This is a genomic window from Serratia sp. P2ACOL2 (genome assembly GCF_003691565.1).
Lineage (GTDB): Bacteria > Pseudomonadota > Gammaproteobacteria > Enterobacterales > Enterobacteriaceae > Serratia > Serratia liquefaciens.
Genome location: NZ_CP033162.1, coordinates 1,377,084 through 1,399,247 on the forward strand (window position 1 = coordinate 1,377,084; position 22,164 = coordinate 1,399,247).

Consider the following 22,164-nt stretch of genomic DNA (forward strand, 5'->3'; position numbering starts at 1 on the left):
TCAAGGAATGAACAAAAAATGGCACATAAAAGAATAACAACCCTCACGCCAAAACGTTTGGTCAGGCTGATTAATGGTGTAATTTATTTTTCTGCGGTGCCATTTTCATTCTCTCATATGGCCATGGCGGAGGAGCAGTTCAACACCTCCTTCATCCATGGCGATGACAACATTGCCCAGGTGGCTGCGTTGTCCAGCGGCGATGATATTCTGCCAGGTAAATATCCGTTCGATATTTACCTGAACGGACAGCGTATCGATCACCGCGACATCGAATTCAAAAAAGACGCCAAAGATACGCCGGTAACGCCTTGCCTGACTGCGCAGGATTACCAGGACTACGGTGTTAAACTGCCGGGTGACATGAAAACCGAAGGCGCCGCGCAGTGCTACGCCCTGTCGCAGCAAATTTCCGGCGCCAAGCTGAGTTACGACGCGGCCATACAGCGTATGGATTTGGAAGTGCCGCAGGTGTTCCTGGAGCCACGTCCGCAGGGTGCTATCTCGCCCAAGGTTTACGATCGTGGGATTAACGCCGGTTTCGTCAACTATAACTTCAGCGGCAACCACAATAATTACCGCAATAACGCCAACGATAAAACATCCGACTATTACTTCCTGAGCCTGAACAATGGCATCAATGTCGGTAATTGGCGTCTGCGTAACAACTCGACGCTGAACCAGCAGTCGGGTGCCGGCACGCACTGGAATACCGTTTCGAGCTGGGCAGAAACCGATATCGTTTCCCTGCGCAGCCGTCTGGTGATTGGCCAGACCAACACCAATAACAACGTATTCGACAGCATTCAGTTCCGCGGCGTGCAGATTTCCAGCGCCAACGATATGTTGCCGGAAAGCCAGCGCGGTTATGCGCCCGTGGTGCGTGGCGTGGCGTCGACCAACGCCCGCGTTGAGATCCGACAAAACGGCTACACCATTTACAGCACCAACGTGCCGCCGGGGCCGTTTGCGCTGACCGACATCTTCCCGAGCACCTTGAGCGGTAACCTGAACGTCACGGTCATTGAGGCCAACGGTTCAAGAACCTCTTTCGTGGTGCCGTTCTCTTCCGTGCCAAACATGCTGCGTGAAGGGATCTGGGACTATCAGATGACCGCCGGTAAATACCATGACGGCACCACCAAATACCAGCCGAAGTTTGTGCAAGGCACCTTGTCCCACGGCATGGCGTATGACATTACGCCATACGGCGGGGTGCTGGTCGCTGAAAATTACCGTTCGGCAGTAGTGGGCATGGGCAAAAACATGGGTGTCTGGGGGGCGGTTTCCTTCGATATGTCCTATTCCGACACCAACCTGGTCAACGGTGATGACAAACAGGGGGAGAGCTTCCGCTTCCTGTACTCCAAATCGCTCAACGATTGGGGCACCGAATTCCAGATCGCCGGTTACCGTTACTCGACCTCCGGTTACTATGATTTCTCTGATGCGGTTGCGGAACGCGATCGCTATGAAAACGGTTTCTACCGTAACGATTACTACGATGAGAATGACCGCAATCTGGGCGTACCGGATTGGGCGGAATCACGTCGCCGTACCTATTACACCAGCCGTTTCAACAACAAACGCCAGCGTGTAGAATTGTCGATTAACCAGCGTATTGCCGGTAACTCAACGCTGTACACCAATATCAGCAACCAGTCATATTGGGGCGGCTCCGGCCAGGATCGTACGGTTCAAACCGGCTTTAACAGCAGCTACAAAAATATCAGCTATGGCGTGTTCTATCAGGACAGCCGCAGCAACTACGGTTATAAAGATCGCAGCATCAACATGAGCGTCTCTATTCCGTTCAGCTTCTTCAGCCGCGATTCGTCTGATATGACGGCCAGCTTCAACGCCGGTCACAGCAAGCAGAGCGGTAATACATACAGCGCTGGCCTGAGTGGTACCGCGCTGGACGATAACCGTCTGAACTACGCGGTGCAAAGTGGCCACGATCGTTACTCCGGCCAAACCAGCTCGGCTAACGTCGGCTACCAGGGCAGCATGGGTACCGTCAATGCCGGTTACAGCTACAGCAAAGACTATCAGCAGTCTACCCTGGGTGTTTCGGGCGGTATCGTGGCGCACTCCGGCGGCGTGACGCTGACCCAGCCGCTGCAAAATACCTTTGTGCTGGTAGAGGCCAAAGATGCCAAGGGCGTCCGTCTGGAAAACCAGCCGGGTGTGGCTATCGACCGCTTCGGTTACGCGGTGATGACCTCGGCCTCACCTTATCGTCATAACCGCGTGGCATTGCGCACCGAAGATATCGGCAATGGCCTGGATATCCCAATGGCGGCCCGCGACGTGGTACCGACATATGGCGCCATTACCCGCGTGAAATTTGAAACGCATACAGGCCAAAGCCTGCTGGTACACAGTAAACTGTTGGACGGCAGCGTACCGCCAATCGGCGCCAACGTGTTTAGCGCCGACGGCAAGAACAACGGTACCGTGGGTACCAATGGGGATATTTATATCTCCGGCGCATCCGCAGGGGATCGCCTGTTGGTTAAATGGGGCAGCGATGCCGGCGACAGCTGTTCACTGGTGGTGCCGGAACTGAAATCGGCGACCGAACAGCTGATGGGCTATCAGGAACTTTCGCTGACCTGCGGAAAACCGTAAAAGGAATGAATATGTCTTCTTTGTTGTTAAAACATAAAAACCTCGGGCTGGCGGCAGGGCTGCTGGTCACGCTGGGGACGTTCTCGCAGAGCAGCTTTGCACTGTCTTGTAAGCAGAATGGCAACATTCGTCAGGATATCGTGCTGGATAAGGCGATCAAGGTGTCAACGGCCAATACAGCCCCTGGGGCATTGCTGTGGCGTTCACAGACCTTTACTTCGACTTTTCAGTGTGTGGATGACTGGAATAACCCGCGTGGGGAAAATGCGTACCTGTATTGGGATCCCCAGGCTCGCATGGGCCAGATCCATAACTCGATTGAAGTTGGCGTGACTTACAACAGCATTGATATCAAACCGGTGAAAAACGCCAAACAAGACGTGGGACCAGGGACTGAATGTCGTCGCTCCGGTAATACCTGCCTTCGTCCGGCCAGGTCGCTGACGGTGACGGTTTCCTATGCCATTTACATTAAGGCTACGGGCAAGGCACCTCCGGCGGGTGGAAAGATCAATGACAACAACGCCTATTCGGTATTTCAGGTGGATGGGGTTGGTGGTCTGAACGGCACGCCGAACAGTAACTTTAACGCCTATATTTCCGGGTTGGGCAATATTCAGTTCATCTCTTGTAACCCGAAAATTACCGTGGTGGCTAACAACGGTTCAACCGTAAACTTTGGCACCATTCCGCGTCAAAATGCGGTGGCCGGCAAAATCGAGAAGCAGGTTCCTTTCTCCGTTGCGGCTAACATGTCTGACCCGACAACCGGGCAGGATTGCAAAGGGGAAACCTTGCAGGCCAGTTTCAGCACCACTTATCCCTTGCAGGATAACAGTCTGATTATGCCAACCAGCAACAGCGGCTTCGGTATTTTGATTTCGCAGGCGGCGACACCAAACACGCCGATCATGATGAACTCCCCGGTTGATCTGGGCCTGGTCAACGGCACCATCGTTGAAAAGAACTTTTTGGCCAGTCTGAAATGGTTGAATACCAATCCACAGGTTGGGCCATTCACCGCGTCGGCCAATATCGACGTCACCTTTAAGTAATATTTTGCCGTAAAAAAAGGGGTTCAGCGCAGGCTGAACCCCTTTTTTAATGCAATTTCTCTCAGTGTTGACCAACCCAGTTGGTACAGACACTGTCCAGGCATTTACCGGCATACCACAGATGCACGCCAGGGGACTCATGGCGATGCCCGTTCAGCGGTTCTATCGGCTGTGGATGCATCTCTGCAACGTCCCAGCGGGTAGTGCGACGGTAAACCGCCGGCGTTTTGCCGAACTGTTTCTTAAATGCGCGTGAAAAAGACGGTTGGGAATCAAAATGGAATTGCAGGGCGATGTCGAGAATAGGGCGCGGGGTCGAACGCAGCGCTTGCGCGGCTTGCGACAGTCGACGCTCGCGGATGTAACTGCCTAAAGCATGCCCGGTAGTGCTGCGGAACATCCTTTGCAGGTGCCACTTGGAGTAGCCTGACTTCGCCGCTACGTTGTCTAACAGTAACGGCTGATCCAGATGGGTTTCAATCCAGTCCAGCAAATCGTGAATGATATTAACGCGATCCATTGTTTTAGTTCTCCTGCGGGTACGACATTCAGGTCACAGTAGGTAACAGTAATTATCCAAGTTGATGCTTTGATAATAGGCCGCGGAGACGGGTTACGCAAGTGTTAACCCGGGGGAAAAAGGTGGCTAAACGTGCTCTTTGGGTCGCAGGGAAATGAAAAAGGCCGCACGTGGCGGCCTTGAGCAAAGAGGGGAAAGACGGGGATCAGTTAGTTTCCGGCTTCACTTCGATATAGTCCAACTGCAAGACGCTGCTGGTGTAGCCGCGGATCTTGTTGGTCATTTCAATATCGCCGTTCAGCTTGTGGCCGTAAGACGGAATGATCTCTTTCAGTTTGCTCTGCCATTCCGGCGTAGCCACTTTATCTTTGAACACTTTCTCCATCAGGTGCAGCATGATCGGTGCGGCAGTTGATGCGCCCGGTGATGCACCCAGCAGAGCGGCAATGCTGCCATCTTCGGAGCTGACCACTTCGGTACCGAACTGCAGTACGCCACCTTTATCTGCATCTTTTTTGATGATCTGCACGCGTTGGCCGGCGGTCCACAGTTTCCAGTCTGCCTGTTTGGCTTCAGGGAAGTACTCTTTCAGCGCAGCGAAACGATCGTCGTCGTTCATCATCAACTGACCTACTAGGTATTTCACCAGGTCGAAGTTGTCCAGCCCGACGTGGGTCATTGGCATCAGGTTCGAAGTGCTCAGGGAGTGCAGCAGGTCGAACAGTGAACCGTTTTTCAGGAACTTGCCGGAGAAGGTGGCGAACGGTCCGAACAGCAAGACACGCTTGCCGTCCAGCATGCGGGTATCCAGGTGCGGAACCGACATCGGCGGTGAACCTACGCTGGCCAGGCCATAAACCTTGGCCAGGTGTTGGTCAGCGATTTCCGGGTTGGTGGTGACCAGGAACTGACCGCCGACCGGGAAGGCACCGTAGCCTTCGGCTTCGGGAATGCCGGTTTTCTGCAGCAGCGTCAGAGAAGCACCGCCTGCACCGATAAACACGAATTTGGCATTCACGGTGGTTTCTTTGCCGTCGCGGTTCAGATCGGCCACGGTGATGCGCCAGGTGTTGTCGGCGTTGCGCTTGATGTCGCGGACTTCATGGCTCAGGTTCAGCTTGAAGTTCGGGTTTTTGGTCAGCGTGTCCACCAGTTGGTGGGTGATCACGCCAAAGTTAACGTCGGTACCCAGCGGCATGCGGGTCGCAGCAATTTTCTGCGCCGGATCGCGGCCGTTCATCACCAGCGGAGCCCACTGTTTAATCTGGTTAGGGTCTTCTGAGTACTCCATACCACGGAACAGGGTGCTGTGTTGCAGTGCGGCATAGCGTTTGCGCAGGAAGTTGACGTTGTCGTCACCCCAGACAAAGCTCATGTGCGGCACGCTGTTAATAAAGGATTTTGGATCTTTCAGGACGTTATTTTTCACCTGATAAGACCAGAATTGACGCGAGATTTCAAAAGACTCGTTAACCACCACGGCTTTGCTGATGTCGATGGTGCCGTCTTTTTTTTCCGGGGTATAGTTCATTTCAGCGAAGGCGGAGTGACCGGTACCGGCGTTGTTCCAGCCGTTGGAGCTTTCTTCAGCCACGCCGTTCATGCGCTCATACATGTCGATGGACCAGTTTGGCTCCAGCTCATGCAGGTAGGTCCCCAGCGTGGCGCTCATGATGCCACCGCCGATCAGTACCACATCAACGGACTTATTCTCTTCCGCCGTCGCCTGTTGCGTAACGCCGAACAGGTTCAGACAGAAGATCAGGACGAGTAATTTTCTCATTGAATCAAATCTCTTGTGTGTAAATTCTACTCATTGCAGGTGAAAGAATTTATCGGGAGTTACCCTGGAAATAAGTAAAACTAACCCGCCCGGCTAAGCCGAGTGACAGTGATAATGTCTTTTTGTTAATCGTTTTCTTAACGAAAAGTGGATTATTACAGGCTGTCTGGGGACAGGTTGTTCAACTCTGGTTACTGCGGGGATATTATTGTTTGCAATATTGTTAAAAACTACTTTTGTAACTAAAAAAAGCCCATTAAAGGCAGGAATCATTCATTTATTATTTTTATTTAAATATAACCGCTAAATTAATAAGGTCTAATTGCCGCTGATTTAAACGATATGCCATTATCACACAATATTTATGGAATAATGGCAAATAGCAGCAGGTAACAAAATGAAAATGGCCGCCGGGCATTTCAGTGCGGCCAAAATGCTGGTTGACGCTTAGCGGCGGGCCTTCATTGCTGCCGACGGCCACTCTTCTTTCAGCAGTGCATAAATCAGTTCATCACCCCATTGGCCATTGAAACGATCGTTTTGTCGCAGGTGCGCCTCTTTGCGCATCCCCAGACGTTCGACGACCCCGATAGACCCCTTATTGGCAGCATCGAGCCGGGCAAAAATGCGGTGACAGCCCACTTGGTTAAATCCCCGATCCAACACCCCTTGCACGGCTTCGCTGGCATAACCTTTACCGGCATAGGCCGGGCTGAAGATATAACCGATCTCGGCTTGTAATGCTGCGCGGTTAGCCAGTTTCAACAACACTTCACCGATCAACTCTCCGCTGTCCTTTAGGGTGACGGCGCAATAAAAAATATCGCCGTCCTGACTGAAGCGCGAAGCTATCGCCTGATCAAGCTGATCGGCCAGTTGTGCGTTGTCCGGGGTGGGGGCATACAGATAACGATAGACCTCCGGCAAACGGTGGTAAGTCGAGTAGGCTTCGAGATCGTCGGGCGTGAAGCGGCGCAGTTGCAGGCGTTCGGTGTCGAAGGGCAGGGTAATCAAATGCAAGAGCTCATCCTTATTGTCGGGTGGGATCACATTGGTTTGTTTACGGACAGGGCAGAACATTTTTGCGAGGAATACAGGTCCCACAATATAGCAGTAGCCTGGAGGTTTCAAACGGCGAAAACCCTGTTCATCGCCGGCGTGAGCAACGATGAACAGGGTTTAATTAATCAGTGGACGGGGTCGTTAGCTTACTTGATCGCCATGGCGTCACGCATGGTATAGAACAAATCTGTCTGATCGGTCAGACCGACGACGTTGGCGGCATGCGGGCCGTAGGCGGCAACACGCAGCTGGGTGCCGGTGTGGCCCTGCGAATCCTCTTCCGAGTTGCCGTAGCTGATGGTCATCGGCGCGCCATCTTTGGTGGTCAGCATTTGCGTCAGGCCCGGCGCTTTGGCGTCGGCGGCGATAATCTGGCTGGAGTGAGCATGGTCAGCGGTGACGATCACCAGAGTGTTGCCGTCGGCACGGGCGAATTCCAATGCTTTCTGCACGGCTTCATCCAGATCGACAGTTTCCCCGAACTGGCCGCACGGGTTGGCGGCATGATCCTGTTTGTCGATCGATGCGCCTTCAACCTGCAGGAAGAATCCGTTTTTATTGGTTTTCAGCAGGTCGATGGCTTTCTCGGTCATGACCGCCAGCGTCGGGATATCCGCCGTACGTGCCGGGTTGTTCTGACAGGTCACCGCCGGTTGGTCGAGATTACCGTGATAGCTGGCCTTCGGCCCCTGCCAGCGTACCGGCATATTGCCGGCGGCAAACAGCCCCAACAGCGGCTTTTGCTGATTGGCGACGTTAACGGCGTTCAGGGCATCGAGGTTTTCCACCCACTGATAACCTAATGCAGTTGCCTGCTCTTTCAGTGATTTTCCCTGCCATTCGCCACTTTTGGCTAACTGATTAAAGGATTTTGCTCCGCCGCCTAAGGTGACGTCGGCGCGGGCTTTGAGTAACTGCTCACTGATCGAACCGCGGCCGCCGTTTTCCAGCGCGTTGGTTGCGCATTTTTCACTGGTCTCTTCCGGGCCGTAACATTTACGCGAGGTGACGTGGGAAATCTGCGCCGCAGGTGTGGCGTCTTGCAACTCTGCGGTGGAGACGTTGCCGGTGGCTTTACCCGCCGCTTTGGCGATTTCCAGCAGCGTCGGCTGGTCTTTGCCGTTAACGTCAACGCCCAGTGCACCGTTGTAGGTTTTTACGCCGCTGGACCAGGCAGTCGCCGAGGCGGCGGAGTCAGTGACGTAATCCGGCTTGTGGGTTTTCTTGTCCAGCGAATAATGGGTGTATTGGCCGGTTAACGGCAGGGCATCGATGCCTTTAAAATAGCCGCCTGCGCCTTCGGCATAGTTGCGCGCCGAAGTGATTTCCGAATCGCCCATGCCGTCGCCAATCAGCAAAATCACATTCTTGACCGTTTTATCAGACAACGAAGCTTTCAATGCCGCGGTTTGATCGCCACTCAGGCGACGTGCTCCGCCGGGTTCAACGATATTGCCGCGAGCCGCACGCTCGGAAAGTCCGGCAGCGTTGGCCGGCGTCTCATCGGCGAAGGCGCTGGAGCATAATAAGGCGGATAACACGGCACTGGCGATCAGGGAAACAGGCTGCAACATCGGGGAAAGCTCCTTGTCGTAATAAAAAAACATAAATACCCGGTCGCCTTTCAAGCTACAGCGTGGTTACCAGTACTCGCTAACCCCAGGTTACTTACTGGAGTAAGCGCCTTGGGTGCCTGACTGTGGCTTAAAAATCATAGGGGTATAACACGAACTTGTTAGGCAGGGAGGGTAATGCAGGGGTGTGACACTTTTATGACGGTAAAGAAGACGCAAAAGGGATAGCCGGGCGGCTATCCCAGGCAAGCCATTATTCGCTGCGGGCGGGAATGTTGACGCCGCGTTGCACCGCCGGTCGTGCCAGACCGCGCTCCAGCCATTGCCCTACGCGTGGGAAACTGTCGAAATCGACTATCTCGCGGGCTTCGTAGAAGCCGATCAGATTACGCACCCAGCCCAACAGTGAAATGTCGGCAATGGTGTAATCCTGGCCCATGATCCAGTCGCGGCCTTCAAGCCGGCTTTCCAGTACGCCCAGCAGGCGTTTCGACTCATTCTTATAACGCTCAAGCGGGCGTTTATCTTCGTATTCACGACCGGCGAAACGGTGGAAGAAGCCGAGCTGACCGAACATGGGGCCAACGGCTGCCATTTGGAAAAACACCCACTGAATGGTTTCATAACGCAGAGCCGGATCCTGCGGCAGGAACTTGCCACTTTTTTCCGCCAGATACAGCAGAATGGCACCGGATTCGAACAGGGGTAATGGCTTGCCGCCAGGGCCATCGGGATCGATGATGGACGGGATCTTGCCGTTGGGGTTCAGCGACAGAAACTCTGGCGTCCAGGTCTCGTTTTTGCCGATGTCGATCAGGTGCGCTTCATACGGCAGGCCGATCTCCTCCAGCATGATAGAAACTTTTACCCCGTTCGGCGTGGGCAGCGAATAGAGCTGCAGCCGCTCCGGATGCTGCGCCGGCCACAGTTTGGTGATTGGGAATTGGGTTTGATCGAGCATGGGGAGTCCTCGGGTTGACGGTTTGCTTATTGAGTATTGCACCAAAACTAACCTGTTGTGAGGTTAAACAGTGAGGTCAAAATGTGCTTTAAGCGCTTTTTTCCCGCTGGCGGTGAGCTGCAGTTCACGACTCTCCAACTGGCGTTTTATCCAGCCACGACGGATAAATGCGGTAAGCATCGCCGCACCTAATGCACCACCCAGATGGGCCTTGCGCTCGCTCCAGTCCAGGCAACCGCAGGCGAAGCGCCTTCGCGAAGGCGCAGGGGAACAGTCGACGCCTAACCGAGTAAGTGCCGCTAGGCCTGCCTCGCTTAGTCGGTAGTCTTCCTCACCCTCTAACCAGGTTAGCTGATGCAGGCGCTCATGCAGTTTTACCGCTATCTCGCCGGCCAGATGGTCATAACAGGTGCGGGCGAATTGCAATGACGTCGGGGTGGTGCTTTTCACCACGGGCTTTTCGACGCCGGCCAGTGCCATTAGCGTTTCCAGCGCGGCGGCGACTTCCGGCCCCGCCAGACGGAAATAGCGGTAACGCCCTTGCTTGACGCAGGCGATTAGTCGCTGTTCCTGCAGGCGTGCCAGATGGCCGCTGGCGGTAGAGGCGGCAACGTCCACCGCGGCGCTGAGTTCGGTGGCGGTATAAGCGCGACCATCCATCAGCAGGCACAGCATGCGCGCCCGGGTGCGGTCGGCAATGGCACCGCTCAGTGCCGCCAGACGATCTTCAATATCGATGTTATTCATACTTCGAGGTTAGGCGAAGTATGGCTGTGCGTCCACCGTTAGGATGGGTTCACAAAATGAATGTGTGCCTGAGTTTTACCTCTGACAGGAGCGCCCTATGATTGCCGTTATTTTTGAGCTGCAGGCCGCTGACGGTCAGCGTGAGACCTACCTTGATTTGGCCGCCGATCTGAAGCCGCTACTGGCAGAAATTGACGGTTTTATTTCCATTGAGCGTTTTCAAAGCCTGGCCGATCCGCAGCGGCTGCTGTCACTGTCCTTTTGGCGTGATGAGGCGGCGGTACAGCAGTGGCGAAATGTCGAGCAGCACCGAGCCGCACAGAAACGGGGCCGCCATGGCGTGCTGGCACAGTATCGCCTGCGGGTGGCTGAGGTGGTGCGGGACTATGGTCTGGATCAGCGAGAACAGACCCCGCATGACAGCCGCGGCTATCACGCAGGGTAAAGTGCGCGGCCATTATCAGTTATGACTCTGTGAGGCACAGCGTTGTTGACAATATGTGGGGATTTGCCTTATTGATAATGTATGAGCATAAACAAGGTTTCATTCGCGCAGATTATTATCACCATTCTCGGAGTGGTGGGATAGCGCGTCTCTGTCATGCTAAAACCCGCCGGTAAGGCGGGTCATCTTTTCCTCCTGCCGGTACTCACCTTCAGGAGAACGCCATGAATAATTCCTCCCACGCCGTTTTACATTTGATGTGCGGCAAAGCCGGCTCCGGCAAATCAACCTTGGCAAATCGACTTGCGCAGCAGCCCCATACGCTGCTGATCGTTGAAGATAGCTGGTTGGCAACATTATATGACCAGCAGATGAAAACCCTACAGGACTACGTTCGTTATTCCGCCAACCTGCGGCAGGTGCTGAGCGAGCATTTGGTGCAACTGCTGCGGCATGGTCTGTCGGTGGTGCTGGATTTTCCGATGAATACGCCGGATCGGCGCTTATGGGCCAGACAACTGGCGGAGGAGGCCGGTGTAGCGCACTGCCTGCATTTTCTGGACGTCAGCAATGCGCAGTGCAAGAGCAGAATAAAACACAGAAATGAGCAAGGTGAACATCCCTTTGTGCTCAGTGAAGAGACTTTCGATCTGCTCACGCAATATTTTGTCGCCCCTACCGAGGAAGAACGCCTGAGCCTTATCAGATACGGTGAATAGATGGGGTGAAGCGCAGAGACCGCGGAGAAAAGCATCCAATGCCGGCGACGCTATCGCCGGCATCGTCAGGATCAGAAAGGCTTGGTCGGCAGGTATTTACCGTCTAGCGTGATCACCGCGCGTTCGCCACCGTCCGGATCCGGCACTTTCTTGATGTCCAGTTTGAAGTTAATCGCACTGATAATGCCGTCGCCAAACTGCTCATGCACCAGCGCTTTCAGCGTGGAGCCGTAAATTTGCACCATTTCATAAAAGCGATAAATGGTTGGATCGGTCGGCACACCGCCAGGGATGCTGCCGCGCAGCGGAATGGTTTGCAGCAGACGGATGGCGTCTTCGTCCAGATCGAGCTTGGCGGCCACCACACGCGCCGCCTGTTCTGGTAGCGGATGCTGACCCAGCAGAGCGGCGGTGACGAAGGCCAGACTCAGCCCGGTACCCTGGTTGATCGCTTCGAAGGTCAGGTTTTTACGGATCTTGGCGGCCATAATGGTGTCGGTCAAGGTTTCGCGTGGGGATGAATAATGCAGGGACTGTGTCATGTTATCTCCTTATTGAGATTAAAAACGGGATACGGCAGGGGTAGCCGTGACATTTGGATTGGTGGCCAGTGGAATAAAGCGGCGGGTTTCGCCATCCAGCGCTTCAATACAGCCGCTGGCAATGTCATAGACCCAACCGTGCAGCTTCAACCGGCCCTGCTCAAGCGCCAGCGCCACTGAAGGATGGGTTTTAATATTGGTCAGTTGTGCGATGACGTTCTCACGCACCATCGAACTGACGCGTTCACTTTCAGAGGTATGCGGATGGGCCTGATTCACCGCCTTGGCTGAATCGGCGTAACGCAGCCAATTCGCTACGGTTGGCATATGATCCAGGCACTGACAGGTGGCGATGGCGGTCATTGCGCCGCAGTCGGAGTGTCCGCAGATCACGATATCTTCCACGCCGAGTGCGGCGACGGCATATTCCACAGAAGCAGTTACGCCGCCCGGCTCCGGGCCAAACGAAGGCACGATATTGCCGGCATTGCGGATCACGAACAGGTCACCCGGCTCACGCTGGGTGATCAGTTCCGGCACCAGGCGGCTGTCGGAACATGAGATAAACAGGGTGCGTGGGTTCTGGCGCGTGGCCAACTGCCGGAACAGTTCGGACCGTTCGACAAACGCCTCGCGCTGGAACTTCAAAAAACCCTCAATAACCTCTTTCATGCTGTCTCCATCAGGATGCTGTTAAGCGATGGGGGCATGATGCGCCACTCTGGCTATAGGGTCTAAGACCCATTTATAATGGTCTCCATAGGAATTACTAATAGTTGAGGCGTTATGCTGCTGCGACACATCCGTTATTTTCTTGCCGTTGCCGAACAGGGCAACTTCACCCGCGCCGCCGAAGCGCTACACGTTTCGCAACCGACGCTGTCGCAACAAATCAAGCAGTTGGAAGAAAACCTGGGGACGCCTCTGTTTGATCGTTCTGGCCGAACGGTGCGCCTGACCGACGCCGGTATGGCCTGGATGCGCTATGCCCGGCTGGCGCTGCAGGATCTGGAAGCCGGCACTCGGGCGATCCACGACGTGGCGACGCTGGAACGCGGTAATTTGCGGCTGGCGATGACGCCAACCTTTACCGCCTATCTGGTGGGGCCTGTTATCGATGCTTTTTATCGGCAATATCCGGGCGTTTCGGTGAGTATTCATGAAATGACGCAGGACAGGATCGAGGCGCTTCTGGCGGAAGACCGGCTGGATGTGGGGATCGCGTTCAGTCAGGCGCAATCGGTGGACATCGTGGCCGAGGAGCTGTTTACCGAGTCACTGAATATGATGGTTGGGGCTCAGCACCCGCTGGTTCAACAGCGTGAGCCTTTGAGTGCGCAGGTGTTCGAACAGCAACCGCTAGTGTTATTAAGCGAGGACTTCGCTACCCGTCAGTTTATCGACGATTATTGTCGTCGACAGGGGATCCGCCCCCGGGTAGCAATGGAGGCTAACGCAATTGGCGCCATCATTGAAATTGTGCGCCGTGGCCAACTGGCTACCCTGCTACCGGCAGCGGTTGCGCAGGAAAACCCGCAGTTGCACACGGTACGGCTTAACGAGGTCATGCCCGCTCGCCGAGCGGTGCTGTTGCAGCGTAAGGACGCCTACCGTAGCGCGGCGTCACGGGCGTTTGTCGAGGTTCTGCATCAACAAAAATTTAGCCAGGCACATTCCGGTCCGCTATAAAATCGACTAAATACCGTGGTAGTGTGGCGCACCGAGCTGGTCCGATCGTCACTTTCATTCTTGGCTGAATAGGGAGGTTTTTGTGAAAAGGATCTTGAGCGTTATGACTTTGGTTTTTGTTTCTTTCTCTTCCCTCAACGGTTACGCCGCTGATCAACACCGTGAAGCGACAGAAAATAATTTATCCAAGGTGACTCATTTCTCTTTGGGAATGAACGGGTTTGTTGGCATTGGTAGTGCCGGAGAAACCGAAGTAATAGAAATCCTAACCTACCAGGACGCGGGGGCCGTTTTCTTGCGTATTGCCAATAACCCGCAGGCGACCCCAGAAGCGAAACTTTATGCTGCCTGTGGCTTAAAAAAGCTCAATAACAAAACCGGCGAACCCAATTTCACCCCACTGTGGGATCAACCGGTTTCGGTATTGAAAGGGGATATTTTAAGGAAAGAAAAGTTTAAAGATGTCTATTTCAGTATCTTAAAGCACGGATGCTGGTGAGTGTATTAGCTGCCCCTTAACTCAGCGGATGGGATTTATTGTATCCGGCCTTGTGGTACCGAGTATTGTCTGGCTTCGGCTGCCGCCGTACCTTTGCTCAAATTGTCACCGAAACTTCCCGCGATCTCTGTTGCCCGTTATGGCATAATGCGCGCCAAATCACATTCCCAATGATATGAAGAGCGAGCGCTGTGTTAAGCACTAACAACATCACTATGCAGTTTGGCAGTAAGCCGCTGTTTGAAAACATCTCCGTTAAGTTTGGCGGCGGTAACCGCTATGGTTTGATCGGCGCCAACGGCTGCGGCAAATCTACCTTTATGAAAATCCTGGGCGGCGATCTGGTGCCGAGCGGCGGCAACGTGTTCCTCGATCCGAACGAGCGCCTGGGTAAACTGCGTCAGGATCAGTTCGCTTTCGAGCAATACAGCGTGCTGGACACCGTCATCATGGGCCACAACGAACTGTGGGCGGTGAAGGAAGAGCGCGATCGCATTTATGCGCTGGCTGAAATGAGCGAAGAAGACGGCTATAAAGTGGCCGATCTGGAAGTGGCCTACGGCGAGATGGACGGTTATACCGCCGAAGCGCGCGCCGGCGAACTGCTGCTCGGCGTCGGCATCCCGGTTGAACAGCATTATGGCCCGATGAGCGAAATCGCGCCGGGCTTCAAACTGCGCGTATTGCTGGCGCAGGCGCTGTTCTCCGATCCGGAAATTCTGTTGCTCGACGAACCGACCAACAACCTGGACATCGACACCATCCGCTGGCTGGAGCAGGTGCTGAACGAACGTAACAGCACCATGGTTATCATTTCGCACGACCGTCACTTCCTGAACATGGTTTGTACTCACATGGCGGATCTGGACTACGGCGAACTGCGCGTGTATCCGGGTAACTACGACGAATATATGACGGCGGCCACTCAGGCGCGTGAACGTCTGGTTGCGGATAACGCCAAGAAGAAGGCGCAGATTAACGAACTGCAATCGTTCGTGAGCCGCTTCAGTGCCAACGCCTCCAAATCCAAGCAGGCAACCTCACGTGCCCGCCAGATCGACAAGATCCAGCTGGAAGAAATTAAGGCTTCAAGCCGTCAGAACCCGTTCATCCGTTTCGAACAGGACAAAAAACTGTTCCGTAACGCGCTGGAAGTGGAAGCGCTGGCCAAAGGTTTCGACAACGGTCCTCTGTTCAGCAAGTTCAACCTGATGGTTGAAGTGGGCGAGAAAGTGGCGGTGTTGGGCCCGAACGGTATCGGTAAATCTACCCTGCTGAAAACGCTGGTGGGCGATACGTTGCCGGACAGCGGTACCGTGAAATGGTCTGAAAATGCCAAGATCGGTTACTACGCTCAGGATCACGAATACGAATTCGATGACACCCTGACGGTGTTCGACTGGATGAGCCAGTGGAAGCAGGAAAAAGACGACGAGCAGGCGGTGCGCAGCGTGCTGGGCCGTTTGCTGTTCAGCCAGGACGACATCAAGAAGAAAGTGAAGGTGTTGTCCGGGGGTGAGAAGGGCCGCATGCTGTTTGGCAAGCTGATGATGCAGCGTCCTAATATCCTGGTTATGGATGAACCGACCAACCACCTGGATATGGAATCCATCGAGTCGCTGAACATGGCGCTGGAAATGTACGAAGGCACCTTGATCTTCGTTTCTCACGACCGTGAATTCGTTAGCTCGTTGGCGACCCGGGTACTGGAAATGACGCCGACCAAAGTGATTGACTTTACCGGCAACTACGAAGATTATCTGCGTAGCCAGGGTATCGTGTAACCCAGCGGCAGGGGCGCGGCATGCTGCGCCCGAAGCTATAACCGGTGACGAATTTGTCATCAAACTCGGGCGGGAGCATTCCCGCCAGAGACTGCTGACAAACATATAATGTTTGGCGGCAGGCGCTAAAGGTTTTGAAAACAAATCAGGAAAATCAATTTATTGATTTTCGGCTGATAACACAAAGGGGGAAAAACCACGCTTTTATCCCCCTTTGTCAAAAAATCTCAGGCGGGAGCATTCCCGCCTTTTTTGTCTCTGCTATTCCCCGCCGCAAACTTCGCACTGCGGATCCTTCGGCAGCTTCATCTCGCGGAACTGCATCGTCATGGCATCAAACATCAGCAGTTTTCCGGTGAGCGGTTGGCCGTACTGCGTCAGCAGTTTGATGGCCTCCATCGCTTGCAGCGTGCCGATGGTGCCGACCAGCGGTGCCATGACACCGGCCTCGACGCAGGTGAGGGCGTTGTCACCGAATAACCGACTCAGGCAGCGGTAGCAGGGTTCTCCGGGCTGATAGGTGAAGACGCTGAGCTGCCCTTCCATGCGGATCGCCGCGCCGGACACCAGGGGTTTGCGCTGAGCATGACAGAGGCGATTTAGCAGATTGCGCGTCGCCACGTTGTCAGTGCAGTCCAGCACCAAATCGCAGGCGGCAATCTGCGCCGCCATCTGGTCGTCGTCCAGCTGTGCATCAACAGTTTCAATCTGAGCATGTGGGTTGATGGCACTGAGTTCGAGACGGGCCGATTCAACTTTCGCCATACCGATGCGCGCGTCGCGGTGCAGGATTTGGCGCTGCAGGTTAGAGAGTGAAACGGTGTCGAAATCAACCAGCGTCAGGTGGCCGACGCCCGCCGCGACCAGATAGGGGGCGGCGGCGCAGCCTAAACCGCCGAGGCCGACAATCAGTACCCGGGCGGCCTTCAGTTTTTCCTGGCCGTCGAAGTCAAAGCCACGCAGGATAATCTGGCGGTTATAGCGCAGCGCTTCGGCATCGGTTAATTCCGGCAGCATGCTCAGCTCCTCAGCAAGGCGTTGAAGGGCTCAATGTCCACTTTTTCGCCCACTGCCACGGAGCCGCGTTCGCGCTCCAGCACGATAAAGCAGTTACCCTGGCTGAAGGAACTGAACACGTGTGACCCTTGATGGCCGGTGGTGCTCACTTCCAGCTCGCCCTGAGCGTTGCTGCTAAATACACCGCGCTGAAAATCAAGGCGTCCCGGCGCTTTCTTCAGGGGGGTCAGAGCGCGAGCCTGCAAACGCGGTGGCAAATGCCAGTCGCTGTGGCCCGCCAGCTTCGCCAACAGCGGCTGCACCAGTTGGTAGAAGGTCAGCGCTGCAGAAACCGGGTTGCCCGGCAGGCCGCAGAACCAGGCCTGCTTGAGCTTGCCGAAGGCAAAGGGTTTACCGGGTTTGATCGCCAGCTTCCAGAAGCCGACTTCGCCCAGCTCGTCGAGCATCTGCTTGGTGTAGTCGGCTTCACCGACCGAGACGCCACCGCTGCTGATCACCACATCGGCCTGGCGGTCTGCCTGCTCGAAGGCGGCGCGCAGCGCGTTTTGGTCATCACGGATAATGCCCAGATCCAGCGTTTCGCACCCTAACTGTTCCAGCATCAGGCGTACGGCAAAGCGGTTGGTATCATAGATTTGGCCCGCCTGCAGCGGCTGCCCGACCGGCTGTAACTCGTCGCCGGTGGAGAACACCGCCACCTTCAGCTTACGTACCACCTGCACCTCGGCGACACCGAGCGAGGCCAACAGCGGCAACTGCGCAGCGCCCAGTCTGATACCCGCAGGTAAAACCCCGGCACCCTGGCGAATATCTTCCCCCGCCAGGCGAATATTTTGCCCGGCTTGCACTTCGGCCGTGAAGCGCACGCCGGCATCGCTGATCTCGGCCTGCTCCTGCATGATCACCGCCTCGGCCCCTGCGGGGACAGGCGCGCCTGTCATGATGCGTACGCAGGTACCGGCTGGCCAGTCGCCGTCGAACGGAGCACCGGCAAAAGCTTTGCCCGCGACCGGCAGCGGCGCGTTGGCTTGCAGATCGGCGAGGCGCACGGCATAGCCGTCCATGGCCGAATTGGCGAAGGGCGGTACATCAATCGGCGAAATGACCGGCGCGGCGGTAATGCGGCCGGCGGCGGCGGTCAGGGCAATGGATTCGGTCTGCTGAAGGGGGGAGATCTGGCTGAGCATCTTCTCCAGCGCCTGCTCCAGGGAAATAAGATCGGAAGTATGGCAATGATCCATAAGGAACTCCGTAATCAGGGTGCGCGACAAATAGCGGCAAAGTGGGGGTATTATGAAGGATGCTATGCTGAAGTAAACAACGGGAGGCAGTGATGCACAGACAGGTATTAGACTTTTGGTTTGACGAGATCGAACCGGCAATGTGGTTCAAAAAGGACGATGATTTCGATCGCCTGTTGCATACGCGCTTTGGTCAGATCTGGCAGGCCGCCGCCGCCGGCGAGCTGGCGCACTGGCGAGAAACCATTGAGGGGCGGTTGGCCGAGGTGATCGTGCTCGATCAGTTCAGTCGCAACCTGTTCCGCGGCACGCCGCGTTCATTTGCCAGCGACTGTATGGCGTTAGTGCTGGCACAGGAAGCGGTCCGTAGTGGGCAATGTGAACGACTTACGCCAGAGCAACGGGGCTTTCTCTATTTGCCCTTTATGCATTCAGAGTCGGCGTTGATTCATCAACAGGCTTTGGCGTTGTATACCGAGCTGGGCAATGCCAATCAGTTGGAGTTTGAAGTGCGGCACAAAGCCATTATTGACCGCTTTGGCCGTTATCCACACCGTAATGCGATATTAGGCCGAGTCTCTACCACGGAGGAGGAAGCTTTTCTGCTGTTGCCGGGGTCAGGATTCTAAATATTGATCATCTGCGTTCAGCCGGCTAAAAAACAGCAGGTTGAACGCACAACGGCCGGATATTTAGAGATATCGATTATTTTTGCCGGTAATTACTGTGTGCCCCTCACGGGTTTCTACCAAAAATCCCAATCGTTATTCAGAACGGTTTTTCCAATTTATAACCCTCTGTTTTTATTCCATTAAGCTATTTCAATGTGCGAAATAATCTAAGCGGGCTACGCTAAAAGCTGGGCGAAGACTTTATGCTTTACTTCGATTGCGCGGCTAAATATAGTCGGGAAAAGGCCGAATAATAATTATACCCGTCGCCTTGCCGGCCGCCGCGTTGTGGGCTGCCGCCGAGGTGAATCTATTTCCCCTTCAATGAGGGGCGGGATTGACAGGATTAACACAGGGTGACAGGCAAATGAGCAAACCAGTGATTGCCATTCATGGCGGCGCGGGCGCAATTACCCGTGCGGCGCTGAGTGCTGAAAAGGAACAGGAGTATATTCAGGCGTTGTCCGATATCGTCGCCGCCGGCCAGCAGATCCTGGCCCAGGGTGGCAGCGCCCTGGATGCGGTCACCGAGGCGGTAAGGCTGCTGGAAGAGTGCCCATTGTTTAATGCCGGTAAAGGCTCGGTATTCACCCATCAGGGCACCCACGAGTTGGATGCCTGTGTGATGGATGGGAGCACCTGCGATGCCGGTGCCGTGGCCTGCGTCAGCCGGATACGCAATCCGGTGCTGGCTGCGCGCGCGGTATTGGAAAACAGCCAGCACGTGCTGTTCGCTGGGGAGGGTGCGGAGAAATTTGCCGCCGCCCACGATCTTGAAATGGTCGCACCCGATTTCTTCTTTACCCAACCACGTTTTGACCAACTGCACCGTGCTCAGGCAGAGCTTGGGCGTGTGTTGCTCGATCACGATGGCGCTGCGCAAAGCGGTGAGCCGATCGACCCCGATCGTAAATTCGGTACCGTTGGCGCGGTGGCGCTGGATGCCCTGGGCAACCTGGCGGCCGCAACGTCGACGGGCGGCATGACCAACAAACAGGCCGGCCGGGTGGGGGATACGCCGATCATCGGTGCCGGTTGTTACGCCAACAATGCCACGGTGGCGGTCTCCAGCACCGGTACGGGGGAAACCTTCATGCGCGGCGTGTCGGCCTATGACGTTTCCGCGTTGATGGAGTACGCCGGGCTCAGTCTGCAGCAGGCTACTGACCGGGTGGTGATGGAAAAACTGCTGGCGATGGGTGGCAGCGGCGGCATGATTGCCATCGACAGTCACGGCAACGTGGCGCTGCCTTTCAACAGTGAAGGCATGTACCGCGGTTTCGGTTATGTCGGCGATGCGCCGTCCGTAGGGATTTACCGCTGACCGATCGCCAGGAGGGTGCATGACCGATGCCTTAATGCCGCTTGCGGCCGACGCCGGGCTATTATTGCCGCCGCAGCGCGTGCTGTCGGTGCGCGATCTGAGCGTCCAGTTTCAACAGCAGGGCGATACCGTAGAAGCGGTGCGCAACCTGTCATTCGATCTCGATCGTGGCGAGACGCTGGCGATCGTCGGTGAATCCGGTTCGGGTAAATCTGTCACCTCTCTGGCATTGATGCGCCTGGTCGAACAGGGCGGTGGCAACATCGTCAGCGGGACGATGCCCTTTCGTCGGCGTAACGGCGAGGTGCTCGATCTGGCCCACGCACGTCAGGGCACTTTACGCACGGTGCGCGGTGCCGATATGGCGATGATCTTTCAGGAACCGATGACCTCGCTGAACCCGGTATTCCCGGTAGGGGAACAGATCGCCGAATCTCTGCGCCTGCATCAGGCGATGGACCACCGCGCCGCCAGACAAGCCGCCTTGCAGATGCTCGATTTGGTACGCATTCCCGAGGCCAAAGACGTACTTAACCGTTATCCCCATCAGCTCTCCGGTGGCATGCGCCAGCGGGTGATGATCGCCATGGCGCTGTCCTGCAAGCCGGCCTTATTAATTGCCGATGAACCTACCACCGCGCTGGACGTCACCATTCAGGCGCAAATCCTGCAGCTTATCCGCGTACTGCAGCAGGAAATGCAGATGGGGGTGATTTTTATTACCCACGATATGGGCGTAGTGGCGGAGATAGCCGATCGGGTACTGGTCATGCGTCAGGGGGAACAGGTGGAGCAGGGGTCGGTGCGCGAACTGTTTGCCGCGCCGCAGCAGCCCTACACCCAAGCGCTGCTGGCGGCGGTGCCCAGACTGGGATCAATGGCGGAGTTGGACTTCCCGGCGAAATTCCCGTTGCCGAACGGCGCAGACAATGGCGGGCCACAGGATACCGTACCGCCAGGGTCGACGCCGATCCTGCGGGTAGAAAATCTGGTTACGCGCTTTGACCTCCGCAGCGGTATTTTAAATCGCGTCACCCGGCAAGTGCATGCGGTGGAAAACGTCAGTTTTGATCTCTACCCCGGCGAAACGCTGGGGCTGGTGGGAGAGTCCGGCTGCGGCAAATCCACGACTGGCCGCTCGTTGTTGAAGCTGGTGGACAGCCAGCGCGGCACCATTACCTTTGACGGTCGTCAAATCAATCAGTTGAAAGGCCCGGCGCTGCAGCACCTGCGGCGGGACATTCAGTTTATCTTCCAGGATCCTTACGCCTCGCTCGATCCGCGTCTGACCGTCGGGTTCTCGATCATGGAACCGCTGCTGGTACATAACGTGGCGCGTGGCAAGGCGGCACAAGAGCGCGTGGCCTGGCTGCTGGAACGCGTCGGGCTTAAACCGGAGCATGCGCGTCGTTATCCGCATGAGTTTTCCGGCGGCCAGCGGCAGCGAATCTGCATTGCGCGCGCGTTGGCGCTTAATCCCAAGGTGGTGATCGCCGACGAATCTGTGTCGGCGCTCGACGTGTCGATTCAGGCGCAAATCGTCAATTTGCTGCTCGATCTGCAGCGTGAGTTCGGCATCGCCTTTTTGTTTATCTCGCACGATATGGCGGTAGTAGAGCGCATCAGTCACCGCGTTGCGGTGATGTATCTCGGGCAGATTGTCGAGATTGGCCCACGTCGGGCGGTGTTTGAGAACCCGCAGCACGCTTACACCCGCAAGCTGATGGCGGCGGTGCCGGTGGCCGATCCTAACCATGCTTATAAACGCCAGCCGCTGCTGGTCGATGAAATCCCCAGCCCGATCCGCGCGCTGGGCGATGAACCCGTTACCGCACCGCTAGTGCAGGTTGGACCGGGGCATTTTGTCGCCCGCCATCCGATCGCCGGTGCCTTTTAG

General features: G+C 55.6%; 20 protein-coding genes. 10 read left to right on the plus strand and 10 right to left on the minus strand.

Annotated elements, in window-relative coordinates; translation table 11 throughout:
* Positions 1-18: 18 nt before the first annotated feature.
* On the plus strand, positions 19-2,634 hold the full coding sequence (locus EBA31_RS06605) for a fimbria/pilus outer membrane usher protein (protein ID WP_122077854.1): 2,616 nt from the start codon (positions 19-21) through the stop codon (positions 2,632-2,634).
* Positions 2,635-2,645: 11 nt separating this feature from the next.
* Positions 2,646-3,689 (plus strand): fimbrial protein, encoded by a 1,044-nt coding sequence (locus EBA31_RS06610; protein ID WP_122077856.1) that lies wholly within the window; start codon positions 2,646-2,648, stop codon positions 3,687-3,689.
* A gap of 61 nt (positions 3,690-3,750) precedes the next feature.
* Here the strand turns inward: EBA31_RS06610 and EBA31_RS06615 are convergent, their stop codons facing one another.
* From EBA31_RS06615 to EBA31_RS06645, 6 genes are all read right to left on the minus strand, one after another.
* A complete protein-coding gene (locus tag EBA31_RS06615) occupies positions 3,751-4,209 on the minus strand; it encodes a helix-turn-helix domain-containing protein (protein ID WP_044549267.1) in 459 nt (152 codons plus the stop codon).
* A gap of 205 nt (positions 4,210-4,414) precedes the next feature.
* Complete coding sequence (locus EBA31_RS06620; protein ID WP_122077858.1) at positions 4,415-5,992, minus strand: malate:quinone oxidoreductase; 1,578 nt, start codon at positions 5,990-5,992, stop codon at positions 4,415-4,417.
* A gap of 447 nt (positions 5,993-6,439) precedes the next feature.
* Positions 6,440-7,012, minus strand: a complete 573-nt coding sequence (locus tag EBA31_RS06625) for a GNAT family N-acetyltransferase (protein ID WP_122077860.1) — start codon at positions 7,010-7,012, stop codon at positions 6,440-6,442.
* A gap of 188 nt (positions 7,013-7,200) precedes the next feature.
* Complete coding sequence (gene phoA, locus EBA31_RS06635; protein WP_162302869.1) at positions 7,201-8,628, minus strand: alkaline phosphatase; 1,428 nt, start codon at positions 8,626-8,628, stop codon at positions 7,201-7,203.
* A 253-nt stretch (positions 8,629-8,881) separates the two neighbouring features.
* Positions 8,882-9,589 (minus strand): glutathione S-transferase N-terminal domain-containing protein, encoded by a 708-nt coding sequence (locus EBA31_RS06640; RefSeq protein WP_122077863.1) that lies wholly within the window; start codon positions 9,587-9,589, stop codon positions 8,882-8,884.
* 63 nt (positions 9,590-9,652) lie between these two features.
* Positions 9,653-10,336, minus strand: coding sequence for a helix-turn-helix transcriptional regulator (locus tag EBA31_RS06645; RefSeq protein ID WP_122077865.1), 684 nt, complete (start codon positions 10,334-10,336; stop codon positions 9,653-9,655).
* A 97-nt stretch (positions 10,337-10,433) separates the two neighbouring features.
* On the opposite strand from EBA31_RS06645, the gene EBA31_RS06650 reads away from it, so the two are divergent.
* A complete protein-coding gene (locus EBA31_RS06650) occupies positions 10,434-10,781 on the plus strand; it encodes an antibiotic biosynthesis monooxygenase (protein ID WP_020825969.1) in 348 nt (115 codons plus the stop codon).
* Between the two features lie 224 nt (positions 10,782-11,005).
* Positions 11,006-11,500 (plus strand): ATP-binding protein, encoded by a 495-nt coding sequence (locus tag EBA31_RS06655; RefSeq protein ID WP_046374090.1) that lies wholly within the window; start codon positions 11,006-11,008, stop codon positions 11,498-11,500.
* Positions 11,501-11,571: 71 nt separating this feature from the next.
* Here EBA31_RS06655 and cynS read toward each other — a convergent pair whose 3' ends face one another.
* Positions 11,572-12,042 carry a cyanase gene (cynS, locus tag EBA31_RS06660; protein ID WP_046374089.1) on the minus strand — a complete coding sequence of 157 codons (471 nt, stop codon included), beginning with the start codon at positions 12,040-12,042 and terminating at the stop codon, positions 11,572-11,574.
* Positions 12,043-12,060: 18 nt separating this feature from the next.
* A complete protein-coding gene (locus tag EBA31_RS06665; RefSeq protein WP_046374088.1) occupies positions 12,061-12,714 on the minus strand; it encodes a carbonic anhydrase in 654 nt (217 codons plus the stop codon).
* Between the two features lie 114 nt (positions 12,715-12,828).
* Here EBA31_RS06665 and cynR point away from each other — a divergent pair, with 114 nt between their 5' ends.
* The 3 genes from cynR (at position 12,829) to EBA31_RS06680 (ending at position 16,014) form a co-directional block, all read left to right on the plus strand.
* Complete coding sequence (gene cynR / locus EBA31_RS06670) at positions 12,829-13,731, plus strand: transcriptional regulator CynR (RefSeq protein WP_122077867.1); 903 nt, start codon at positions 12,829-12,831, stop codon at positions 13,729-13,731.
* A 103-nt stretch (positions 13,732-13,834) separates the two neighbouring features.
* A complete protein-coding gene (gene mchS3, locus EBA31_RS06675; RefSeq protein ID WP_238387432.1) occupies positions 13,835-14,230 on the plus strand; it encodes an MchS3 family protein in 396 nt (131 codons plus the stop codon).
* Between the two features lie 191 nt (positions 14,231-14,421).
* Entirely contained in the window at positions 14,422-16,014 is a 1,593-nt protein-coding gene (locus tag EBA31_RS06680; RefSeq protein WP_071827008.1) for an ABC-F family ATPase, read from the plus strand.
* A 261-nt stretch (positions 16,015-16,275) separates the two neighbouring features.
* On the opposite strand, the gene moeB is transcribed toward EBA31_RS06680, so the two are convergent.
* Together moeB and moeA are read right to left on the minus strand one after the other, a co-directional pair.
* Positions 16,276-17,031 (minus strand): molybdopterin-synthase adenylyltransferase MoeB, encoded by a 756-nt coding sequence (moeB, locus tag EBA31_RS06690; RefSeq protein ID WP_122077873.1) that lies wholly within the window; start codon positions 17,029-17,031, stop codon positions 16,276-16,278.
* A 2-nt stretch (positions 17,032-17,033) separates the two neighbouring features.
* Positions 17,034-18,272 carry a molybdopterin molybdotransferase MoeA gene (gene moeA, locus EBA31_RS06695; protein ID WP_020825976.1) on the minus strand — a complete coding sequence of 413 codons (1,239 nt, stop codon included), beginning with the start codon at positions 18,270-18,272 and terminating at the stop codon, positions 17,034-17,036.
* Between the two features lie 92 nt (positions 18,273-18,364).
* Here moeA and EBA31_RS06700 point away from each other — a divergent pair, with 92 nt between their 5' ends.
* The 3 genes from EBA31_RS06700 (at position 18,365) to EBA31_RS06710 (ending at position 22,164) form a co-directional block, all read left to right on the plus strand.
* On the plus strand, positions 18,365-18,901 hold the full coding sequence (locus EBA31_RS06700) for a DUF924 family protein (RefSeq protein WP_122077875.1): 537 nt from the start codon (positions 18,365-18,367) through the stop codon (positions 18,899-18,901).
* Between the two features lie 409 nt (positions 18,902-19,310).
* A complete protein-coding gene (locus tag EBA31_RS06705) occupies positions 19,311-20,267 on the plus strand; it encodes an isoaspartyl peptidase/L-asparaginase family protein (protein ID WP_020825978.1) in 957 nt (318 codons plus the stop codon).
* Positions 20,268-20,286: 19 nt separating this feature from the next.
* Positions 20,287-22,164, plus strand: a complete 1,878-nt coding sequence (locus EBA31_RS06710) for a dipeptide ABC transporter ATP-binding protein (RefSeq protein WP_122077877.1) — start codon at positions 20,287-20,289, stop codon at positions 22,162-22,164.

Excerpts from the sequence above, each read along its gene's own strand:
- phoA (WP_162302869.1), bottom strand. The coding sequence starts at position 8,628 with ATGTTGCAGCCTGTTTCCCTGATCGCCAGTGCCGTGTTATCCGCCTTA.
- EBA31_RS06655 (WP_046374090.1), top strand. The coding sequence starts at position 11,006 with ATGAATAATTCCTCCCACGCCGTTTTACATTTGATGTGCGGCAAAGCC.
- mchS3 (WP_238387432.1), top strand. The coding sequence starts at position 13,835 with ATGACTTTGGTTTTTGTTTCTTTCTCTTCCCTCAACGGTTACGCCGCT.
- EBA31_RS06610 (WP_122077856.1), top strand. The coding sequence starts at position 2,646 with ATGTCTTCTTTGTTGTTAAAACATAAAAACCTCGGGCTGGCGGCAGGG.
- EBA31_RS06665 (WP_046374088.1), bottom strand. The coding sequence starts at position 12,714 with ATGAAAGAGGTTATTGAGGGTTTTTTGAAGTTCCAGCGCGAGGCGTTT.
- EBA31_RS06705 (WP_020825978.1), top strand. The coding sequence starts at position 19,311 with ATGAGCAAACCAGTGATTGCCATTCATGGCGGCGCGGGCGCAATTACC.
- EBA31_RS06615 (WP_044549267.1), bottom strand. The coding sequence starts at position 4,209 with ATGGATCGCGTTAATATCATTCACGATTTGCTGGACTGGATTGAAACC.
- moeA (WP_020825976.1), bottom strand. The coding sequence starts at position 18,272 with ATGGATCATTGCCATACTTCCGATCTTATTTCCCTGGAGCAGGCGCTG.
- EBA31_RS06645 (WP_122077865.1), bottom strand. The coding sequence starts at position 10,336 with ATGAATAACATCGATATTGAAGATCGTCTGGCGGCACTGAGCGGTGCC.
- EBA31_RS06605 (WP_122077854.1), top strand. The coding sequence starts at position 19 with ATGGCACATAAAAGAATAACAACCCTCACGCCAAAACGTTTGGTCAGG.
- moeB (WP_122077873.1), bottom strand. The coding sequence starts at position 17,031 with ATGCTGCCGGAATTAACCGATGCCGAAGCGCTGCGCTATAACCGCCAG.
- EBA31_RS06620 (WP_122077858.1), bottom strand. The coding sequence starts at position 5,992 with ATGAGAAAATTACTCGTCCTGATCTTCTGTCTGAACCTGTTCGGCGTT.
- EBA31_RS06700 (WP_122077875.1), top strand. The coding sequence starts at position 18,365 with ATGCACAGACAGGTATTAGACTTTTGGTTTGACGAGATCGAACCGGCA.
- EBA31_RS06710 (WP_122077877.1), top strand. The coding sequence starts at position 20,287 with ATGACCGATGCCTTAATGCCGCTTGCGGCCGACGCCGGGCTATTATTG.
- cynR (WP_122077867.1), top strand. The coding sequence starts at position 12,829 with ATGCTGCTGCGACACATCCGTTATTTTCTTGCCGTTGCCGAACAGGGC.
- EBA31_RS06640 (WP_122077863.1), bottom strand. The coding sequence starts at position 9,589 with ATGCTCGATCAAACCCAATTCCCAATCACCAAACTGTGGCCGGCGCAG.
- EBA31_RS06650 (WP_020825969.1), top strand. The coding sequence starts at position 10,434 with ATGATTGCCGTTATTTTTGAGCTGCAGGCCGCTGACGGTCAGCGTGAG.
- cynS (WP_046374089.1), bottom strand. The coding sequence starts at position 12,042 with ATGACACAGTCCCTGCATTATTCATCCCCACGCGAAACCTTGACCGAC.